The following is a 17,060-nucleotide window of genomic DNA, read 5'->3' as shown; positions in this document are numbered from 1 at the left end:
TGGATTCTTTATGGGTTTCTGTAGGCACACATACGAAACGGGCCGCACCCCGGAGGGAACGGCCCGCTTGTCATCAGCCCCGCTCGACGGTGAGGGCGATGCCCATGCCGCCGCCGATGCACAAGGTGGCGAGGCCCTTCTTGGCGTCGCGCTTCTGCATCTCATAGAGCAGGGTGGTCAGGACGCGGGCGCCGGACGCGCCGACCGGGTGGCCGAGCGCGATGGCGCCGCCGTTGACGTTGACCTTGGAGGTGTCCCAGCCAAGGTCCTTGTTCACGGCCAGGGCCTGCGCGGCGAAAGCCTCGTTCGCCTCGATCAGGTCCAGGTCCTCGTGCTTCCAGCCGGCCTTCTCCAGCGCGAGGCGGGAGGCCGGGATCGGGCCGGTGCCCATGATCGCCGGATCGACGCCGGCGGTCGCCCAGGAGACGATGCGGGCCAGCGGGGTCAGACCGCGGCGGGCGGCGTTCTCGGCGGTCATCAGGACCAGCGCGGCGGCGCCGTCGTTGATGCCCGACGCGTTGCCCGCGGTCACCGTGCCCTCCTTGGAGAAGGCCGGGCGCAGCTTGGCCAGCGATTCCGCGGTGGTGCCGTGCTTCGGATACTCGTCGTCGGCGACGATGATGTCGCCCTTGCGGCCCTTGATGGTGACCGGGATGATCTCGTCCTTGAAGCGGCCCGACTTCTGGGCGGATTCGGCCTTCTGCTGCGAGGCGGCGGCGAAGACGTCCTGCTCCTCGCGGGTCAGCTGCCACTTCTGGGCGACGTTCTCGGCCGTCGTGCCCATGTGGTAGCCCTTGAAGGCGTCCATCAGGCCGTCCTTCAGCATGGTGTCGAGCATCTCGGCGGCGCCCATCTTCACGCCGTTGCGCAGATGCATGACGTGCGGGGCCTGGCTCATGCTCTCCTGGCCGCCGACGACCATCACCTCGGCATCGCCGTTGCGGATCGCCTGGTAGCCGAGCGCGACCGAGCGCAGACCCGAACCGCAGAGCTGGTTGATGCCGAAGGCGGTGGCGGAGGCCGGGATGCCGGCGTTGACGGCGGCCTGGCGGGCCGGGTTCTGGCCCTGACCGGCGGTCAGGATCTGGCCCAGGATGACCTCGGTCACCTCCGCGGCGTCGGTCTTGGCGCGGCTCAGCGCTTCGCGGATGGCGATCTCACCCAGGTAATGGGCCGGCACGCTGCTGAGCGCCCCGTTGAAGCTGCCAATGGGAGTACGCGCTGCGCTGGCGATCACAACCTCGGTCATGTTGACGCTCCTCAGATTTTGTCAGTTTTATTATCGTGTCAGTGGGCCGCACGGAGTGGGAAAAACCTTATGCGCGGATTTCCCGCAATGCAAGACACCTGACTGGCTGCGGTTATCCTGCCGCACTAAGCCATTCGGCCAGGGGTCGCCAGACGCCTGTTTCGGCTCCGGCGCTGACCACCATGCCAATATGACCGAGCGGCGGCCTGATCATTTGCGCGCGGTCGATTGATCTTGCCAGGGCCACCGCCGAGGACGGCGGAACGATGCGGTCGCGTTCCGGGATCAGCGCCAGGACCGGCATCCGCAGCCGCGCCGGCTCCACCGGCAGGCCGGCGACCAGCCATTCGCCGCGCGCCGTGTCGTTGCGCCCGTACCAGCCGGCCAGCGTGTCGCGGGCGACCCCGGCGACCAGCGGCACCCCGTCGTTCAGCCAGTCCTCCAGCGACACGAAGGCGAGCGCGGCGCGGCTGTCCGGATCCATGCGGGCGAACTGCGAGAATTTCTTCAGCGCCAGCAGCGGGTCGAGCTGGGCGAACAGCCCCTGCAGCACGTCCACCGGCAATTCCCCCCAGGCGTCGAGCAGCGGGCCGAAAGGCTGGAAGACGGCGGCGGCGCGGCGGGCCATGCCCGCGTCCTCGGCGTGGAAGTCCCAGGGCGTGGCGAGCAGGCCGAGCGCCGCGACCTCCTTGGGGCGGCGCTGCGCCAGCGCGGTGGCGAGCAGCCCGCCCATGCAGTAGCCGACCACCGGAACCGGCCGGCCCACCGCCTCCACCACCGCGGCGAGGGCCCGTTCCAGCCGTCCGGCAATGTAATCGGTCAGGCTGTAGCGCCGCTCCAGCGGGCCGGGCGTGCCCCAGTCGATCAGGAAGGGGCGCAGCCCCTGCGCGGCCAGCCAGCGCATCAGGCTTTTGCGCGCCGACAGGTCGAGGATGTAATGGCGGTTGACCAGCGACGGCACGAACAGCACCGGCGCGCCGGTCGCCGGGCCGAGGGCGCCGTAATCGAGCAGGCGCGACGCCCCTTCCGTCCACAGCACGGGCGGGTCGGGAAGGTCGCGGCGGTAGGGATGGTGGCGGTAGCGCTCGATCCCCGTCAAGGCGAGGGAGAGCTGGCGGCGGACCTCCCGGTCAACCGCCTGGGCGAACGCGTCCGCGTCGGTTGCGGCGATCCGTCGGCGCAGGTCCTCCGCCCGTTCCCGCAGATGCGGCTTCCATGGCAGCGAGCCGTTCCTCAAGTGCGGCAATGCGGCGGAGGAGCTGAGCAGCGTCGCCGCCACCGTCGCCAGATGCAGCGCCAGGGGCCGCGGCCCCAGCCGTGGTGTGGGGTGCGGGGGGATCGTGGCGTTGTCCCCGGTCACGCGGTTCTCCCTCGGAGGACGGCTGGGATGAGGCTGGCTGGGACGGGGCCGGCGTCGGATTCCAGCCGGCGCCCGGCGCGCTGCTGTAGGCGAAACCGCCCGGCCCCAGGACGAAGGGCGCCATCGCCGCGGCGCCCTGCGCCATCATCTGGAACAGGCGGGCGGCGGCATCGGCCATCTCGGGATCGGCGGCGCAGGCCGCCCATTGTTCCTGCCACAGGTCGAGGTACCGTTGCGCGAGCGTTTCCAGGGACGGGATGTCGGATTCGGACGATTCGGCCATGGCCGGGAGTATATGGGGGAGGCGGTGCGCTTGACCAGAGCCGCGAAGGACCGATCAAAAATGTCGCGAATCCCGAATTATCGGGAGGATGTCCACCTGGGGTCGCAGCGCTGCGGCACAGCACTGGACAGGGTGCATTCCTTCGAGTAGTCCTTATATCTGGAACATACCCGCCGCACGACCCTTCTTGAAAGAAACAGCGATGGCCGACAAGGAAGACCAGAAGTCCGCGACGATCACGATCAAGAAGTACGCCAACCGGCGGCTCTACAACACGGCGACCAGCAGCTACGTGACGCTCGACCATCTCTGTCAGATGGTCAAGGACGGCCTCGACTTTGTGGTCTATGACGCGAAGACCGGGGAGGACATTACCCGCTCGGTGCTGACGCAGATCATCGTGGAGGAGGAGAGCAAGGGCCAGAACCTGCTGCCGATCAGCTTCCTGCGCCAGCTCATCGGCTTCTACGGCGACAACATGCAGTGGATGGTGCCACGCTACCTCGAATATTCGATGCAGTCGTTCTCGCGCAACCAGGAGCAGATGCGCGACTATTTCCAGAACACGCTGGGCGGCATGTTCCCCTTCGGCCGGCTGGAAGAGGTCGGCAAGCAGAACATGGCGATGTTCGAACGGGCCATGCGCATGTTCTCGCCCTTCGGCGGCGCTGAGGACGGGCAGCCCGGCGAGCACCCCGCCCCCCCGCCCCGCCCGGCGGCTCCCGGTCCGTCCGCCGCTCCGCCCAACGGTGCGGTCGCGGCCGCCCACACCTACGAGGAACTGCAGAAGCAGATCGACGACCTGCAGAAGCAGATCGCCAGCATCGCCAAGCCGGCCCGCCCGGCGAAGCCCGAAGGGAAGTGAACGGCGGCGCGCAGCGCATCGACGGCCATCGCATCAGCGGTTCTGCGGCGCAGGGCGGGGAAAGTTCCCCGCCCTTTTCTGTTTTTCGGCACCAGTGACACGCCCGGCTGTTTGCTCAACGGAACGGTCCACAGGAGGAACGCCATGAAGACCGAGTTGCAGATGACGATGGAACTGGAGGTTGCGGACGCTCAGGACGCCCAGCGGTTCGAGGAGAAGCTGCGCGGCTGGCTGCGCCACCAGAGCCAAGTGGTGTCGGTGTCGGCCACCCACAGCGGCGTCGGCAACGACGTCGCGTGGCGGGACGCCCGCCGGGCGGCCTTCGGCTCGCCGTTGCCCAACCCCTTCGCCCCCGGCCGAGGCCGCTGAGCTTCCCGGCGGATCGCAATCGACACGCCCGCCCTGCCCTTCACAGACGGGGCGGGCTCAATCCGCTCCTCAGGCGGCTCCGCCCGCCTTTGGAAAGGCGCGTCAGCCGCGGAAGATGTGCGGCACCATTGCCGCGTCGGAGCCGACCCGCGGGTCCGCGAACTCGCGGACCGACATGCCCAGGCACTTGTCCCCGATGATCCAGCAGTGCAGGAGCGCGTGGACGCCCTCCTCCTCGAAGATCGGCGGGGTTTCCAGCCACACCCGTCCGCCCGGATACTCGGCGCTGCCGGTGTCCGAAACGATGCTGCCGTGCGCGGTCATGCGCTGGGCCGCGTCGTCCAGCCCGAACAGGCTGCGCTCGGTCACCGCGTCGCAGCCGGACAGCTCATCCGGGTCGAGCGCGGCGCGGCACAGGTTCGGGTGGCGCGGGTAGAGCGACCACAGCGTCGCCAGCAGCCCGTGGTTCGACATCGGCCAGCACCACAGCGGCGACAGCATGCTCATGCCGCCCATGCGCAGCTTCTGCAGGAAGGTGTCTTCGGCCAGCCCCTGCCAGGGGTAGATCTTCGCCAGCCAGGAGGCCGTCCGCCCCTCGTCGTCAACGAAACGCCGGCCGTCCCAGCCCAGGCTCTGCAGCGGCAGCAGATGCGTGGCGATCCCCGCCTCCGCCGCGGTGGCCGCCAGATAGACCAGCTCGCTCTCCCGCATCGGGTCGGGGGTGGCGCAGGCCAGATGGACCAGTCCGCGGCCCGGCATGCCGGCCGCCAGCTCCTCCCAGCGCTCCACCAGCCCCTCGTGCAGGCCGTTGAACTGGTTGGCGTCGCCCATCAGGGCCTCGCGCCAGTTGCGCTGGATGATCGAGGCGGCGAACAGCCCCTCCGGCGTGTCGTAGTTGCAGGCTACCAGCTTGACCGAATCGCGCCCGTCATAGGCCAGCGTCAGCCGCCCGATCAGCGCGCCGGCCCGCTCGTTCAGCCGGCCGGACGCCCAATAGTCGTTCCAGGAGGCCTCCAGCAGCCGCCCCACGCCGCCGCGCACCCCCAGCCGGGCCAGCGCCCGACCGTCCACCGTCGCGCGCAGCGCCTCGCGCAGCATGGTGTGCAGCTCGTCCGCGACGCTCTCGATCAGGTCGATCTGGTGGGCGGAGAACTCGTACCGCACGTCCTCGCGCCAGAAGGCGCCGGCGCTCATGGCGCGAACGCCGTAGGGGTATTTGCGGAGCCCCGGACGCCAATCCGCACGGGGTTTCATGACTGCTCTGCGCATCGTGTGCTTACCGGGCCGCCGGATTCAATCCATGGTTTTGCCCCGCTGCGGCGCGCCGCTTGCGGCCGTCCGGGATTCGGTGGGGGCGGATCATTGCGGCGCAAACGCGCCAACACAAGCGCCTTGCGCGCCTGCCCCTCCGTTTTTCCACGCTTCCCCTCGCGGATCCCACAGACCCGGCGGGAACGCCCATCAATAAGCGCGGTCGGCCAGCCAAGCCGCGATGGCGCCCTCCATCGCCTCGGCGGTCGGATCGCCCTGCTGCGGGCCGGTTGCCACCATGGGAAGCCGGGCCGCCGCGGCGATGTCCTCCGCCGGCGCGCCGGTTCCGACGAACAGGTCGCAGCGCCGCAGCAGGGCGGACAGCCCGTCGAAGCCCAGCCTCCCCACCGCGTTCACGCAGGCGGCCCCGGTTTCCCCGGCGATGCGCGCCGCGGCCCCCTTCGCCGCCTCCTCGCCGACCAGGACCAGGGCGGTGTCGCCCCGCGCGGCGAGGCGGCGGCACAGCTCCGACAGGGTCCCGCTGCCGGTGGCCGCGGACAGTCCGACCGCGCAGCGCCAGCGCGCCGGAACGCCCTCGGTCAGAAGCGCGGCGGCGGCCCGCTCACCGGCGGGGGAGGTCCAGACCTCCGTGACGGTCTCCGCGTCCCCGGCGCCGAGCGCGCCCATCAGACCGCTGGGAGTCGTTGCGACATGGGTCAGGAAGGCGTCGGCGTAGTAGCCGCGCACCGGCCGACCGACCCTGCAACCGAGGCGGAGCAGCGCGCCGGTGTCCTGCATCAGGCGGTTGGCGAAGCCGGCATCCTCGCCGCGGATCGGGTTGACCGCGAGGTCAAAGGCGCCACGGAACTGCTCGCCGATCTCCCGGCGGACCGCACTCACCAGCGCGTCGTCGGGCGCCCGCCCCTTCAGCGGCGGCAGCGTGACCCGCTGGTTGACGTAAGGGCAAAGGGCGAGCGCCGCCTCCGCGTCCGGCGTCGCGAAGACGGTGATCCGGGCCAGCGGCAAGGCGCGCCGCAATTCCCGCAGGACACCCGACGCCCGCAGCACGGCGCCGGCCCCGTCGAGCAGGAACACGCCGACGCTTTGGATCAGGTCGGTCGGAAAGGGCGGCGGCTCGCCGGGGACGAGCGTGCGGCGGCGGACGGCGGAACCGGAGTCCCGCAGCAGCGCCACCGCCGGGGCGGTCGAGGCGCCCCGCGCCGGCGGCACGAAACCCCAGGTCCCCTCGGCATCCGGGCGCGCCAGCGGCTCCACCAGGGCGTGCTCGGCGCGGACGACGGTCGCCGCGTCGGTCACCCAGGGGAAGAAATCGCGCAGCGCAAGGGTGCCGCCGCCGACCGACCGTCCCGCCGCCTGCAGGGCGTCCCATTGCCGGACCGCGCCGTCGTAGCCGTAATAGACTTCCTTGAACGCGACCTGCTCCCGCGTCGCGTAGGCGAAATGCTGGAAGACCAGCCCGCCCGCCGCCGTCTCCTCGTGCAGAAAGGGGTTGGCCGCGCCGAGATCGACCGCGGACCCGTCCGGCTGCGGGCGCGTCAGCCGGGGCGGTTCGTGCGACTGCCAAGCGTCTCCCGGCCGATAGCGCCACGTCCGCAGCCATTCGTAGGAGCGGTGGTTGCCGTAGCTGTCCAGCCTGTCGAGGAGCAGGGACGGGCCGACGAAGAAATGGCAGAGGTACAGCGCCGCGGTGCGCGACGGCGAATTGAGGAACATGCGGCGCGCGCGGGTGATCTGCTCCACCGTCCACAGCTCGTCCGCATCGACCTGCCAGAGCAGGCATTCCTCGGTCATGGCGGCCAGCGGCGCGGACACCATCTCCAGCTTGCCCCGCCAGAACACCCCCGGCGGCTTGCGGTGGACCGACACGCGCCCGGTCTCCTCCGCGGCGATGCGGTCCAGATACGCCGAGGTGCCGTCGCTGCTGAGGCCGTCGCGGTGCAGGTCCTGCGGGACGCGCCCTCCCTGCGCCACGCTCCAGGCGGTGTCGTTGACCAGTTCCGCCACCCCCTCCACGACGTGCCAATGCCAGGGAAAGGGCAGTTGGCGGAACACCTCCAGGTGATAGCGGATGAAGGGATCGCCGTTCAGGACGATGGTCAGGAAATGAACCGGTAGCATGCCCGCAACCCCGTCCTTCGCCCGTTGATCCGGCCTCGCGCAGTCCGCCGGACCTTGTCGGTTCCGCGGGAGCGGTGTCAAGGAAGCCGTGCGACTCCCCCGATGGGTCGCCATCCCCCTCTTGACGGCGGGGGACCCCGCCCCTACCCTGGCGCCGGTTATGGTTCCCCGCGTCCTCCGGTCGCGGGGCTAAGAGGGAAGCCGGTGCGTCGCCCCAATCGGGGAGAAACGGCAAATCCGGCGCTGCCCCCGCAACTGTGAGCGGTGAGCGGCCTCGTCCTTTCCGTGTCACTGGCGCCGCCTGCGGGAACGGGCGCCGGGAAGGCCGGACGATGCCGCCTTGACCCGCGAGCCAGGAGACCTGCCGTAACCGAACGTACGTCCTCGGGCGGGGTGCCCCGGTGGTCGCTTGCCGATGTCCGGCCCGACGGCCGCCCGTCTTCCGCAAGCCGTCCCCCGGTGCGCCCATCCAGGGGACCAAGGGGGTTGCGATGCCGGTGCCTGCCAGCAACGACGCCCTCCCAACGCATGGCAGACTCGGAAAGGGCATAGAGCATGCACATCGAACCCGGCGTCGTCGACGGCGCCAAGATCGCTCTCAGCTACGCGACGGCCGCCGGCGGCTTCGCGATGGCCGGAAAGCTGGCGCGCGACGACGTCCGCAACAACGGCGGGGTCGCGCCGCTGGTGCTGCGCAGCCTGATCGCCACCGCGCTGGTCTTCAGCTTCTTCGAGGTGTTCCCGCACCACCCCGTGGGCGTGTCGGAGGTTCACCTGATCCTCGGCTCGACGCTGCTCCTGCTGTTCGGCGCCGGTGCGGCCTCCATCGGCCTCGCCGCCGGCCTGCTGATCCAGGGCCTGTTCTTCGCGCCCTTCGACCTGCCGCAGTACGGCATGAACGTCACCACGCTGCTGGTCCCGCTGTGGGGCATCAGCCTGCTGGCGAAGCGGATCGTTCCCGACGCCACCCCCTATGTCGACCTGAAGTATTCGCAGGCGCTGGCCCTCTCCACCGCCTACCAGGGCGGCATCGTCGCCTGGGTGGCCTTCTGGGCCTTCTACGGCCACGGCTTCACCGCCGAGACCGTGACGGAAGTCGCCTCCTTCGGCGCCGCCTACATGACCGTCATCATCGTCGAGCCGCTGGCCGACCTCGCCGTGCTGGCCGTCGCCAAGACGCTGCGCCGCCAGAGCCAGGGGCCGCTGTTCAACATCCGCCTGCACCAGGGCGCCTGACCGGCGCTTCGGACCGGATGGTTCGCAGGAAGGGCGGCGGGGACATCCCCGCCGCCCTTTTCCGTTTCCGATCAGCGGACCGGTCAGATCACCAGCTCGCCCTTGCGGATCGCCGCGTAGCGGCGGTTCACCGCGCCCCAGTCGACGACGTTCCACCAGGCCGCCAGATAGTCGGCGCGCCGGTTCTGGTACTTCAGGTAATAGGCGTGCTCCCACACGTCGTTGCCCATCAGCACGGGCACCCCCTCCATGGCCGGGGAGTCCTGGTTCGGGCGGGCGGCGATGGCCAGCTTGCCCGACGACGGGTCGGCGGTGACGAAGACCCAGCCGCTGCCGAACTGCCCGGCGCCCGCCGTGTTGAAGCGCGTCTTGAAGTCGTCGAAGCCGCCGAAGTCGCGCGTGATGGCTGCCCCGACCTCGCCGTCCGGCGCACCGCCGGCGTTCGGCCCCATGATGCTCCAGAACATGCTGTGGTTGGCGTGCCCGCCGCCGTTGTTGCGCACCGCGGTGCGGATGCTCTCCGGAAGCTCCGGCACGCGCTTCAGCAGGTCGGCCAGCGGCATCGCTTGGAGATCGCCATGGTTGGCGAGGGCCTTGTTGAGGTTGTCGACATAGGCCTGATGGTGCTTGTCGTGGTGCACGCTCATCGTCGTCGCGTCGATGTGCGGTTCCAGCGCGGCGGGCGCGTAGGGCAGCGGCGGCAGCGTGAAGCCCTTGCCGCCCGGTGCCTGGCCTGCTGCTTGAGCCCAAACGAAGCGCGGCGCCGCGGCCAGCACCAGCGCGGCGGCGCCGGCGGACAGCAGCAGTTGGCGGCGATCCAGGCGAACGGACATGAGACCTCCCAATGTTGTGTTTCGTGCCGAACGGCGGGGAAGCCACAGCCTCAGTGCGCCTCCCAACTCACTCAACAGGGCAATGGGCGTAGTCACTCGGTACCGGCGCACCGCGCGCCGACCGATTTCTACAGGCGGGCCTTTCCCGCCAACCCGGCGGACGACACGCGGGCCATGCCCAGCGCCACGGTCCGCCAACGCCCCAGACGGAACCGCGACGGTGCGGCCGACGGCTTGCGGACCGGCGCGGCCGGGACCGTCTCCGCCGCCTCGAGGATCCCGCGGGCGCGGCGCTCGCGCAGCAGAAGGCGCATCACCTCCTCCTCCGTGACGGGGCGTCCGGCCCTGGCCGAGGCGAGGCTGGCGGTGTCCTGGAGGGCGGCGACCTGCGCCAGGGTGCCGGTCAGTCCCTTGGCCGCGGCGGTGACCAGCGCTTCGCGATGAATGGCGAGGATGAACGGCTTCAGCCCACGGTCGGGCGTTCCCTGCGGCGGTGTCGGCATGGCGGAAGGGCTCCGGGGGTTCGTTCGATCGGGTAGGTCATCATCCAACCGATAACGCCGCCGCGGCAAAGGCCCCTACGGATTAGCCCCGCCGGTCGCCGCCGAAGGAAGCGGCCCTCAGCGGGCCACGTACCAGTCCGTCCGGTGGTTGAAGGCGACGAAGGCGTTCAGCACCGCCGCCCCCAGCATCGAGGCCAGCACCGCCTTCCCATCGATGACGAAGACCGCCATGGAGAAGATCACCACGTCGAACATGGCCTGGAGCCAGCCGGCGCGGAAGCCCGTCTTCTCCTGGATGTAGAAGGCGAGGATGCCCACCCCGCCGCCGCTGGAGCCGTGGCGGAACAGGCCGATGACCCCGATGCCGATGCAGAAGCCCGCCAGCACCGCCGCCACATAGGGGTGCAGCGCGTCGTAGCGGATCGCCTGCGGGGCCAGGGTGGTCAGCACCGAGATGCTCGTCACCGCCAGAAGCGACTTGGCGGTGAAGCGCCAGCCGATGCGCGCCAGCGCCAGCGCGTAGAAGGGCAGGTTCACCACGAAGAACACCGGGCCGAAATCCAGCCCCGTGGCGTAGGCGATGACGAAGGACAGCCCCGCCGCCTGTCCGGTGATCAATCCGGCGGCATGGAGGATGGAAATCCCGAACGCGGTCATGATGATGCCGAACAGCTGCCCCTGCGCATTATCAAATGCGCTGTGCGACGCCCGTTTGGTTTCATTTGTTGCAATGGCAGTGTTGGCAGCCACGGATACTGCACTTTTCTTGAGCACGCTGGGCACCTTCCAGACTTCGATCCCTTTTGACAGTAGCATCAAAGACCAGACCAAGAATAGAGTGGCGTGAGTTCGTTGGCGCCCCCCTCAATCCGCGGGGCGTCGCTGCGCCATCCCCCGTCGCCGGGGCCCCGGCCATCGATTCCGCCGGATGGCGCCGGTCTCCAACGACCGGGTCGGCGGCGCCGGGACGCGGCGTTGCGCGGCCCCGTCAGCGTTCTTGCTCCCGCCGCGCAAGAATCGGTCCGGCCGGCGTCACACGCTTTCCCCGCATTGCCGGCCATGGCGCAACCCAGACGCACAAAGTTCGCGCGATGCGGCGGAGTCTTTCGCCGGATAGACCAATCGGCCGACACCTCACATCGCTACAGTCGCACCGTCCGCTGTTCGCGCATCCCATGGTCGCATGGGGGTGCGTGAATGATCGACGCCACCAGCGGCCGCCTTTGAAACCGGCCCCACCAGTGAGGAAAGACAATGGCATTTCCGACCGCCGTGAACGACCAGATCACCGATTCCGTCACCCAGGCCAACACCAAGGTCCTGGGCGACGCTCCGGCGATCGCCATGGGCAACCTGTTCCAGGCCACGGCTCAGGCGCTGGCCAACGCGGCCCACAACGCCACCAACGCCCAGCAGCAGTCCTACGTGACCGCGCAGGCCGCCACCACCCAGGGCGTGGCCACGCTCTACTCGATCGACACCGCCTCCACCGGCGTGGCGACGAAGAGCATCCTCAGCACCGGCGTCAAGGGCCTCGGCTCGTAAGCCGGCCCCGCGCCGCCGTCGACGTTTCAAACCACCTGCGCCACCCCGCCTTCCATGAGGGATCGCGGGCGGGCGGCAGACAACCGAAGAGGACGAACAAATGGCTTTCCCGACCGCCGTGAACGACCAGATCACCAATTCCGTCACCCAGGCCAACACCAAGGTCCTGGGCGACGCCCCGGCGATCGCCATGGGCAACCTGTTCCAGGCCACGGCCCAGGCGCTGGCCAACGCGGCCCACAACGCCACCAACAACCAGCAGCAGTCCTACGTGACCATGCAGGCCGCCACGACCATGGGCGTCGCCACGCTCTACTCGATCGACACCGCCTCCACCGGCGTCGCCACCAAGTCGATCCTGGGGAGCTGATGAGCCGACCGGCCAGGACCGGGCGCCCGCGGGCATCCGGAACGGGCCGCCGGCCATCCATCCCGAACCATTCGCCAAGGAATAACGTCAGATGGCTTTCCCGACGGCAGTCAACAGCCAGATCACCAATTCCGTAGCCCAGAGCAACGTCCAGGTCGTTGGCAGCTCGCCGGCGATCGCCATGGGCAACCTGTACCAGGCCACCGCCCAGGCGCTGGCCAACGCGGCCCACAACGCGACCCTGGCGCAGCAGCAGATGTACGTCACGGCGCAGGCCGCCACGACGACGGGCGTCGCGATGCTCTACTCCATCGACACCGCGACCACCGGCGCCGCCACGTCGAAGCTCCTCGGCTGACCGGTCGGCGGACGCGGCACCCGCCGCCGTCCGCCGCACCGCCGCCGGCGCTTTGGCCTCGAACCAACGCAACATCTGATGTAAGGAGCAAACACGATGGCTTTCCCGACCGCCCTGAACAACCAGATCACGGACTCGGTCTCCCAGGTCAACACCAAGGTCCTGGGCGACGCCCCGGCCGTCGCGATGGGCAACCTGTTCGTCGCCACCAGCCAGGCGCTGTCGAACGCGGCCCACAACGCCACGAACAACCAGCAGCAGTCCTACGTGGTGATGCAGGCGGCCACCACGCAGGGCCTGTCGACCCTGTACTCCGTCGACACGGCCTCGACCGGCGTCGTCACCACCCAGATCCTGGGCCTCTCCTAAGGAGAGCTGGCGGGCCGCCCTCGGGACACCGGGGGCGGCCTCCGCTGCAGGTTGAAGCGCCCGGTCGCGCATAAGCCCGCATCCGCAGAAGCCAGTGGCAGCAGCCTGAAGGCAGGAGTGTGCGAATGCCGGATGGAGGCTCCTCCAGTCTTGCCGGATCGGTCGCGGCGAACACGGCGATACCGCTTGGCCTGACCCCATCCCTGGCGATGGACATGACCTACGTCGCCATGGCCAACAGCCTCGGCCTGGCCATGCAGAACGCCGTCGCCAACCAGCAGCGCGCCCAGGTCATCACCGAGGCCGCGCTCGCCCAGGTCCTCACGCTGATCATCACCAAGGGAACCGCAAAATCATGAGCGACGAAGGCACCGTGAACACCCAGGTGATCGACGCGACGTCGGACATCGTCACGCTTCTGACGGGACAGTCCCCCGCGCAGTCGTTCGCCATGCTCGACGCCGTGATGGTCGAGACGCTCGGCATGGCGATGCACAACGCCGTGCACCGCCAGCAGAACGCCGGCATGGTCAATTCCGCCGCGGTCACCGCCGCCTGCGCCAAGATGCTGTCCGTGCCCTTCCCCACCACGCCCCCGCCTCCGCCCTCGGGCGCGCCCACCTCCGGGAGCAGCGCGTCGCCGCTGCAGCCGCTGACCCCGCTGCTGACGACCTCGCTCACCACCCTGCCCTCCACGGTCAGCGGCGGCGGTGGGAACAGCACCGTCAATGGCGGCACCGGGAACAGCACCGTCAGCGGCGGCACCGGAAACAGCACCGTCAGTGGCGGCACCGGAAACAGCACCGTCAGCGGCGGTACCGGGAACAGCACCGTTAGCGGCGGCACTGGAAACAGCACCGTCAGTGGCGGCACTGGAAACAGCACCGTCAGTGGCGGCACTGGAAACAGCACCGTCAGCGGCGGGTCGTGATTGACCCCGCGCCCATCCCCCAGCGGCCGGCCGTCCAGGCCACAACGAGCGAGGAGCCTTCATGTCGGAGCCCACGAAGGTCAATGCCCAGATCATTGACGTCATAAACCAGACGCAGACGGCGACCATGAGCCAGCAGGTCGTCACCACCAGCGGCGCGGGGAAAGCCTATCAGGCGGTCGCCCAGTCCACGGCCATGGCCGTGCAGGACGCGACGGACACGCTGCGCAACGTCTCGACCATCGCCACCACGGCGATCGGTGTCGCGATGGCGCAGCTTCTGGCGACCGGCGACCCGAAATACGTCACCGCCCTGACCCAGGCGCAGGGAATGATGACCAGCGCCGCCAACGACTTCACCAGCATCGGTACCGCGGCCTCCACGGTCCTGAATAGCTTCCCGTCGAGCTGACCCTTACGCAGGTGTCCCACCATGACCGTCTCTGTCGCCAACAAGATGATCCAGAACCGCGCCGGGTTGACCGACCTGGGGCGGCTTGCGCTCGCCTTCATCGATGGCGGGTCGGAGTGGCTCGATTGGGCCATCAGCAACGCCGGTCCGCGCTACGATTTCCCGGACGAGAGCACGCTCGTGGAGCAGGTCCAGCAGGGCCTTCACGCAACGCGGCTGGCCCTGCTGCCCAATCTGAAGCTGATGGTCAGCCCGGTGAAGCTGATGACGCTGGGGGTGGACAGCCTGCGCACGCTGGCCGACGCCGAATCCGGCGACACCAGCGCCACCGTGTCGGCCCAGGTCAAGCGCATCCTCGCCGACCACAATCTCCTGACGCAGGACGATTTCGCCGCCAGCGCGTCCTTCCTCGCCGGGCTGGGGGTCTCCGGGGCTCCGGTCTTCCAGTTCATGGGCTTCGACGAGCAGCTGGCGGTGCAGGAGCTGCTCTACCGCAAGGAAAGCCAGGGAACCGCGAATCCCGAGCTTCAGAAGGAGGCGGCCGCCTTCGCGGTGGAGCAGGCGCGCACCGTGCAGGAGTTCGCGGACTTCTATCAGTTCTACCTGATCTACGTGAACCGGCTGGGCTCCCTGACCGCGACGCCGGACGACCGGAAGAAGCGGGCCGGCGGCGCGCTGGACACCATCCTGCCGCAGCTCTTCGGATTCCTGGAATGCCCGCAGGTTCCCCCGCTGGCCGCCCCGGCGGAGGTGGCGCGGGCCGTTTCCAACTGGCAGAAGCGCGGCCGGCCGATCGGCTTCGCCCGCCTGTCGGACGGCGCCCTGCAGATCGTCCGCGACACCGCCTTCCGGGATGAGACCGGCGACGCGGTGCGCGTGTTGGTGGCCGGCTATCTCGCCGGCGCGCAGGCCCTGCTGTCGGCGACGCCGCCGCAACGCGGCATCATGGGCCAGGACGGCGCGTCCTGCCTGTTTCCCATCTTCGGCAAGGGCAACCAGGCGGAAATCCAGATGGGGGCCGCGGGGGTGATCTCCCTGCGCTGCTTTCGCCCCGATCCCCCCGCCGCCGCCGTCACCACCGCCGCCGCCTGACTCGCCGCGACAGGACTCGCCTCCACAGGCCCCGCCGCGACCGGCGGTGACCGGGGCGCCCCCATCGGCACCTCCCTGTGCACCGCCTTCCACGCCGCCCTCCACACCGCCCTCGCCACCCTCCAGGCCAACCGGAGCGGCGGCGGAGGTGCCGACGGCGGCGAGGGCTCGGACAGCCCCGGCGGCGCCCGCATCGCAAAACCGAACCGGACGAAGGAGATCGAAGGATGGGCGTTTCCCAGCCCCCCAGCAGCCCCAACCCTGAACCGTCGGCCGCTCCGGCGACGCCGGAGACGCCGGCTGCGGCGTCGCTTGCGGCGTCCCCTGCGGCGCCAGCGGTGAACGCACCGCCGCCGGCCGACACGGCGCCGTTCGAGGCAGGCACCAAGACGCCTGCCGAAATCGCCAGCGCGCTGCTCGACCACGCGGTGAAAAGCGTGAACGCGGCCGCGGAGCAGGCTCTGGCCGCCGTCGAGCAGGCCATCCAGCTCGCCGGCCACGCCGTGGAGGCGATTCCCGGCCTGACCGCGCACCCCGGCGGCCACGCCGACGAACAGGGCGCGATGTCCCAGGCGAACGAGGCCATGTCGCAGGCGCTCCAGGCCGCCAGCGGAGCCGGCGCCGGCGGTCAGGCGATGCAGCAGGCCAGCGAGCAGCAGCAGAAGGCCGTCACCGCCGCCAACGAGGCGGCGCAGCAGGCCATGGCCGCGGCCAGCGCCCAAATCGCCCGGGCGATGAACAGCAAGGGCGACCCGGCCCTCTGAGGCCGCCATCGACCTACGCCCCGGAATGACCGCGACACCGCGCGGTCTCCCGGCGCGCGGGGCGGCACCGCATCTACCGCCCTCCGCTCCGCGCCGAGCGTTCCAGGGAGCGGATGTGCGACAGGCCCGGCAGGATCTCGGAGCGGATGAACTCCAGCCGGCGGACCGGGCCGCCGCCGCTGGAGAAACGGGCCTTCCACAGGGCCATCTTCACCGCCAGCCCGCACAGCACCCCGCCGATGGTGACGTGGTGGTTGGTGATCAGGTCGCGGATGCTGCGGAAGCTCTGGGCGTTGATGTTGCGCCAGAAGTCCTTGGAGCGGTTGTCGAAGCTCTCGAAGCGCCCGGTGATCGAGGCGGCGATCTCCGTCAGGTCGCGCCCCACCTCGTCGAGCATCCGGGCGTGCCGGGCGTCGCGGCGGACCTCGCTGAAACCGCGCACCGCGTCCATCCAGGCCAGGAAGGCCTGCACGTCGGGGACGATCTCGTCCAGGCACTGCTTGAAATAGGCCAGCGACAGGAAGATGTCGCCATACTCCTCCAGGAAGGCCGGGATGTCGGCCATGGCGATGTCCAGCCGGTCGGCCATCATGGTCAGCCGGCGGCGCACCTCCGCCAGATCGGGTTCGGCGAACAGGCGGATCAGGTCCTCGACATTCTGCACCTGCACGTCGTCGCTGCCGTAGACGCTTTCGATCAGCGGCCGGGTGAAGACGCGCATGTAGCGGGTGAGCTGGTCCTTCCGGCGCTGCGACAGGCGGAGTGCCGCGTGCTCGTCCACCGCGATCTTCAGGCGGCGCAGCTCGATGCGCAGCGAATAGACGTCGAAGCTGGCGGCCTGGGCGATCTGCCCGATCATCAGCAGGTCGCGGTCCAACTCGGGCGAGCGGTTGCCGAAATGCAGCGGCAACTGGCTGGGCATGACCTGCCCGCTGCCGGCGTGAACGTCGTTGAACAGCTCCACCACCGTCTGCAGCCGGACGTTCTTGATCAGCCGCGCCCGGCGCAGGCCGGGTGTCTCCAGCGGCAGGATCGTCATCGGCAGGATATGAAGGGAGTCGCGGGCCGTGTCCTCGTCCCGGTCGTCCGGGCCGGGCAGCAGGGCCACGACGTGCGGCCAAGCGCCCGGCG

The 17,060-nt window shown here is 69.7% G+C and carries 20 protein-coding genes and 1 riboswitch; of the genes, 12 read left to right on the top strand and 8 right to left on the bottom strand.

Features of this window, described 5'->3' with window-relative positions; genetic code table 11:
• Positions 1-73: 73 nt before the first annotated feature.
• Entirely contained in the window at positions 74-1,249 is a 1,176-nt protein-coding gene (locus ACWPN5_RS09880; protein ID WP_492295322.1) for an acetyl-CoA C-acetyltransferase, read from the bottom strand.
• Between the two features lie 112 nt (positions 1,250-1,361).
• Positions 1,362-2,609 (bottom strand): alpha/beta fold hydrolase, encoded by a 1,248-nt coding sequence (locus ACWPN5_RS09875; protein WP_492295321.1) that lies wholly within the window; start codon positions 2,607-2,609, stop codon positions 1,362-1,364.
• 485 nt (positions 2,610-3,094) lie between these two features.
• On the opposite strand from ACWPN5_RS09875, the gene phaR reads away from it, so the two are divergent.
• Entirely contained in the window at positions 3,095-3,757 is a 663-nt protein-coding gene (phaR, locus tag ACWPN5_RS09870) for a polyhydroxyalkanoate synthesis repressor PhaR (RefSeq protein WP_145690238.1), read from the top strand.
• A gap of 144 nt (positions 3,758-3,901) precedes the next feature.
• Positions 3,902-4,126: a hypothetical protein gene (locus ACWPN5_RS09865; RefSeq protein WP_200479490.1), complete on the top strand. Its 225-nt coding sequence runs from the start codon at positions 3,902-3,904 to the stop codon at positions 4,124-4,126.
• 102 nt (positions 4,127-4,228) lie between these two features.
• Here the strand turns inward: ACWPN5_RS09865 and ACWPN5_RS09860 are convergent, their stop codons facing one another.
• Together ACWPN5_RS09860 and ACWPN5_RS09855 are read right to left on the bottom strand one after the other, a co-directional pair.
• Positions 4,229-5,380: a glutathionylspermidine synthase family protein gene (locus ACWPN5_RS09860; protein WP_492295320.1), complete on the bottom strand. Its 1,152-nt coding sequence runs from the start codon at positions 5,378-5,380 to the stop codon at positions 4,229-4,231.
• Positions 5,381-5,587: 207 nt separating this feature from the next.
• Positions 5,588-7,516: a glycosyltransferase family 9 protein gene (locus ACWPN5_RS09855; RefSeq protein ID WP_492295319.1), complete on the bottom strand. Its 1,929-nt coding sequence runs from the start codon at positions 7,514-7,516 to the stop codon at positions 5,588-5,590.
• 144 nt (positions 7,517-7,660) lie between these two features.
• Positions 7,661-7,899: riboswitch (cobalamin riboswitch) on the top strand.
• Positions 7,900-8,071: 172 nt separating this feature from the next.
• Between ACWPN5_RS09855 and ACWPN5_RS09850 the strand changes: the two genes are divergently transcribed.
• Complete coding sequence (locus tag ACWPN5_RS09850) at positions 8,072-8,752, top strand: energy-coupling factor ABC transporter permease (protein WP_492295318.1); 681 nt, start codon at positions 8,072-8,074, stop codon at positions 8,750-8,752.
• 83 nt (positions 8,753-8,835) lie between these two features.
• Here ACWPN5_RS09850 and ACWPN5_RS09845 read toward each other — a convergent pair whose 3' ends face one another.
• From ACWPN5_RS09845 to ACWPN5_RS09835, 3 genes are all read right to left on the bottom strand, one after another.
• The gene (locus ACWPN5_RS09845) at positions 8,836-9,585 is read right to left on the bottom strand and encodes a superoxide dismutase (RefSeq protein ID WP_145690243.1); all 750 of its coding nucleotides are present in this window, start codon (positions 9,583-9,585) and stop codon (positions 8,836-8,838) included.
• Between the two features lie 128 nt (positions 9,586-9,713).
• Entirely contained in the window at positions 9,714-10,088 is a 375-nt protein-coding gene (locus ACWPN5_RS09840) for a hypothetical protein (RefSeq protein ID WP_200479493.1), read from the bottom strand.
• A 117-nt stretch (positions 10,089-10,205) separates the two neighbouring features.
• A complete protein-coding gene (locus ACWPN5_RS09835) occupies positions 10,206-10,838 on the bottom strand; it encodes a YitT family protein (protein WP_145690245.1) in 633 nt (210 codons plus the stop codon).
• Between the two features lie 504 nt (positions 10,839-11,342).
• Here ACWPN5_RS09835 and ACWPN5_RS09830 point away from each other — a divergent pair.
• From ACWPN5_RS09830 to ACWPN5_RS09790, 9 genes are all read left to right on the top strand, one after another.
• On the top strand, positions 11,343-11,633 hold the full coding sequence (locus tag ACWPN5_RS09830) for a RebB family R body protein (RefSeq protein ID WP_014200159.1): 291 nt from the start codon (positions 11,343-11,345) through the stop codon (positions 11,631-11,633).
• Between the two features lie 100 nt (positions 11,634-11,733).
• A complete protein-coding gene (locus tag ACWPN5_RS09825; RefSeq protein ID WP_492295317.1) occupies positions 11,734-12,003 on the top strand; it encodes a RebB family R body protein in 270 nt (89 codons plus the stop codon).
• A gap of 91 nt (positions 12,004-12,094) precedes the next feature.
• A complete protein-coding gene (locus tag ACWPN5_RS09820) occupies positions 12,095-12,361 on the top strand; it encodes a RebB family R body protein (protein WP_492295316.1) in 267 nt (88 codons plus the stop codon).
• 96 nt (positions 12,362-12,457) lie between these two features.
• A complete protein-coding gene (locus tag ACWPN5_RS09815) occupies positions 12,458-12,730 on the top strand; it encodes a RebB family R body protein (RefSeq protein ID WP_014200162.1) in 273 nt (90 codons plus the stop codon).
• 125 nt (positions 12,731-12,855) lie between these two features.
• Positions 12,856-13,089 (top strand): RebB family R body protein, encoded by a 234-nt coding sequence (locus ACWPN5_RS09810; protein WP_145690246.1) that lies wholly within the window; start codon positions 12,856-12,858, stop codon positions 13,087-13,089.
• Positions 13,086-13,661 carry a RebB family R body protein gene (locus ACWPN5_RS09805; protein WP_492295315.1) on the top strand — a complete coding sequence of 192 codons (576 nt, stop codon included), beginning with the start codon at positions 13,086-13,088 and terminating at the stop codon, positions 13,659-13,661. The genes ACWPN5_RS09810 and ACWPN5_RS09805 overlap by 4 nt, the downstream gene beginning before the upstream one ends.
• A 61-nt stretch (positions 13,662-13,722) precedes the next feature.
• Complete coding sequence (locus tag ACWPN5_RS09800) at positions 13,723-14,073, top strand: hypothetical protein (protein WP_014200165.1); 351 nt, start codon at positions 13,723-13,725, stop codon at positions 14,071-14,073.
• Between the two features lie 21 nt (positions 14,074-14,094).
• A complete protein-coding gene (locus ACWPN5_RS09795; protein WP_145690248.1) occupies positions 14,095-15,165 on the top strand; it encodes a hypothetical protein in 1,071 nt (356 codons plus the stop codon).
• 227 nt (positions 15,166-15,392) lie between these two features.
• Complete coding sequence (locus ACWPN5_RS09790; protein WP_211111706.1) at positions 15,393-15,929, top strand: hypothetical protein; 537 nt, start codon at positions 15,393-15,395, stop codon at positions 15,927-15,929.
• Positions 15,930-16,002: 73 nt separating this feature from the next.
• Here the strand turns inward: ACWPN5_RS09790 and ACWPN5_RS09785 are convergent, their stop codons facing one another.
• A complete protein-coding gene (locus tag ACWPN5_RS09785; protein ID WP_014199647.1) occupies positions 16,003-17,037 on the bottom strand; it encodes a hypothetical protein in 1,035 nt (344 codons plus the stop codon).
• Positions 17,038-17,060 lie beyond the last annotated feature (23 nt).

The sequence above is a fragment of the Azospirillum sp. UENF 211521 genome (genome assembly GCF_058780535.1).
Note: the sequence above shows the minus strand (reverse complement) of the source record. Positions and strands in the feature narration are given on the sequence as shown.

Bases quoted from the DNA above. Each gene is read 5' to 3' on its own strand.
- ACWPN5_RS09880 (WP_492295322.1), bottom strand. From the start codon at position 1,249: ATGACCGAGGTTGTGATCGCCAGCGCAGCGCGTACTCCCATTGGCAGC.
- phaR (WP_145690238.1), top strand. From the start codon at position 3,095: ATGGCCGACAAGGAAGACCAGAAGTCCGCGACGATCACGATCAAGAAG.
- ACWPN5_RS09865 (WP_200479490.1), top strand. From the start codon at position 3,902: ATGAAGACCGAGTTGCAGATGACGATGGAACTGGAGGTTGCGGACGCT.
- ACWPN5_RS09860 (WP_492295320.1), bottom strand. From the start codon at position 5,380: ATGAAACCCCGTGCGGATTGGCGTCCGGGGCTCCGCAAATACCCCTAC.
- ACWPN5_RS09855 (WP_492295319.1), bottom strand. From the start codon at position 7,516: ATGCTACCGGTTCATTTCCTGACCATCGTCCTGAACGGCGATCCCTTC.
- ACWPN5_RS09850 (WP_492295318.1), top strand. From the start codon at position 8,072: ATGCACATCGAACCCGGCGTCGTCGACGGCGCCAAGATCGCTCTCAGC.
- ACWPN5_RS09845 (WP_145690243.1), bottom strand. From the start codon at position 9,585: ATGTCCGTTCGCCTGGATCGCCGCCAACTGCTGCTGTCCGCCGGCGCC.
- ACWPN5_RS09840 (WP_200479493.1), bottom strand. From the start codon at position 10,088: ATGCCGACACCGCCGCAGGGAACGCCCGACCGTGGGCTGAAGCCGTTC.
- ACWPN5_RS09830 (WP_014200159.1), top strand. From the start codon at position 11,343: ATGGCATTTCCGACCGCCGTGAACGACCAGATCACCGATTCCGTCACC.
- ACWPN5_RS09825 (WP_492295317.1), top strand. From the start codon at position 11,734: ATGGCTTTCCCGACCGCCGTGAACGACCAGATCACCAATTCCGTCACC.
- ACWPN5_RS09820 (WP_492295316.1), top strand. From the start codon at position 12,095: ATGGCTTTCCCGACGGCAGTCAACAGCCAGATCACCAATTCCGTAGCC.
- ACWPN5_RS09815 (WP_014200162.1), top strand. From the start codon at position 12,458: ATGGCTTTCCCGACCGCCCTGAACAACCAGATCACGGACTCGGTCTCC.
- ACWPN5_RS09810 (WP_145690246.1), top strand. From the start codon at position 12,856: ATGCCGGATGGAGGCTCCTCCAGTCTTGCCGGATCGGTCGCGGCGAAC.
- ACWPN5_RS09805 (WP_492295315.1), top strand. From the start codon at position 13,086: ATGAGCGACGAAGGCACCGTGAACACCCAGGTGATCGACGCGACGTCG.
- ACWPN5_RS09800 (WP_014200165.1), top strand. From the start codon at position 13,723: ATGTCGGAGCCCACGAAGGTCAATGCCCAGATCATTGACGTCATAAAC.
- ACWPN5_RS09795 (WP_145690248.1), top strand. From the start codon at position 14,095: ATGACCGTCTCTGTCGCCAACAAGATGATCCAGAACCGCGCCGGGTTG.
- ACWPN5_RS09790 (WP_211111706.1), top strand. From the start codon at position 15,393: ATGGGCGTTTCCCAGCCCCCCAGCAGCCCCAACCCTGAACCGTCGGCC.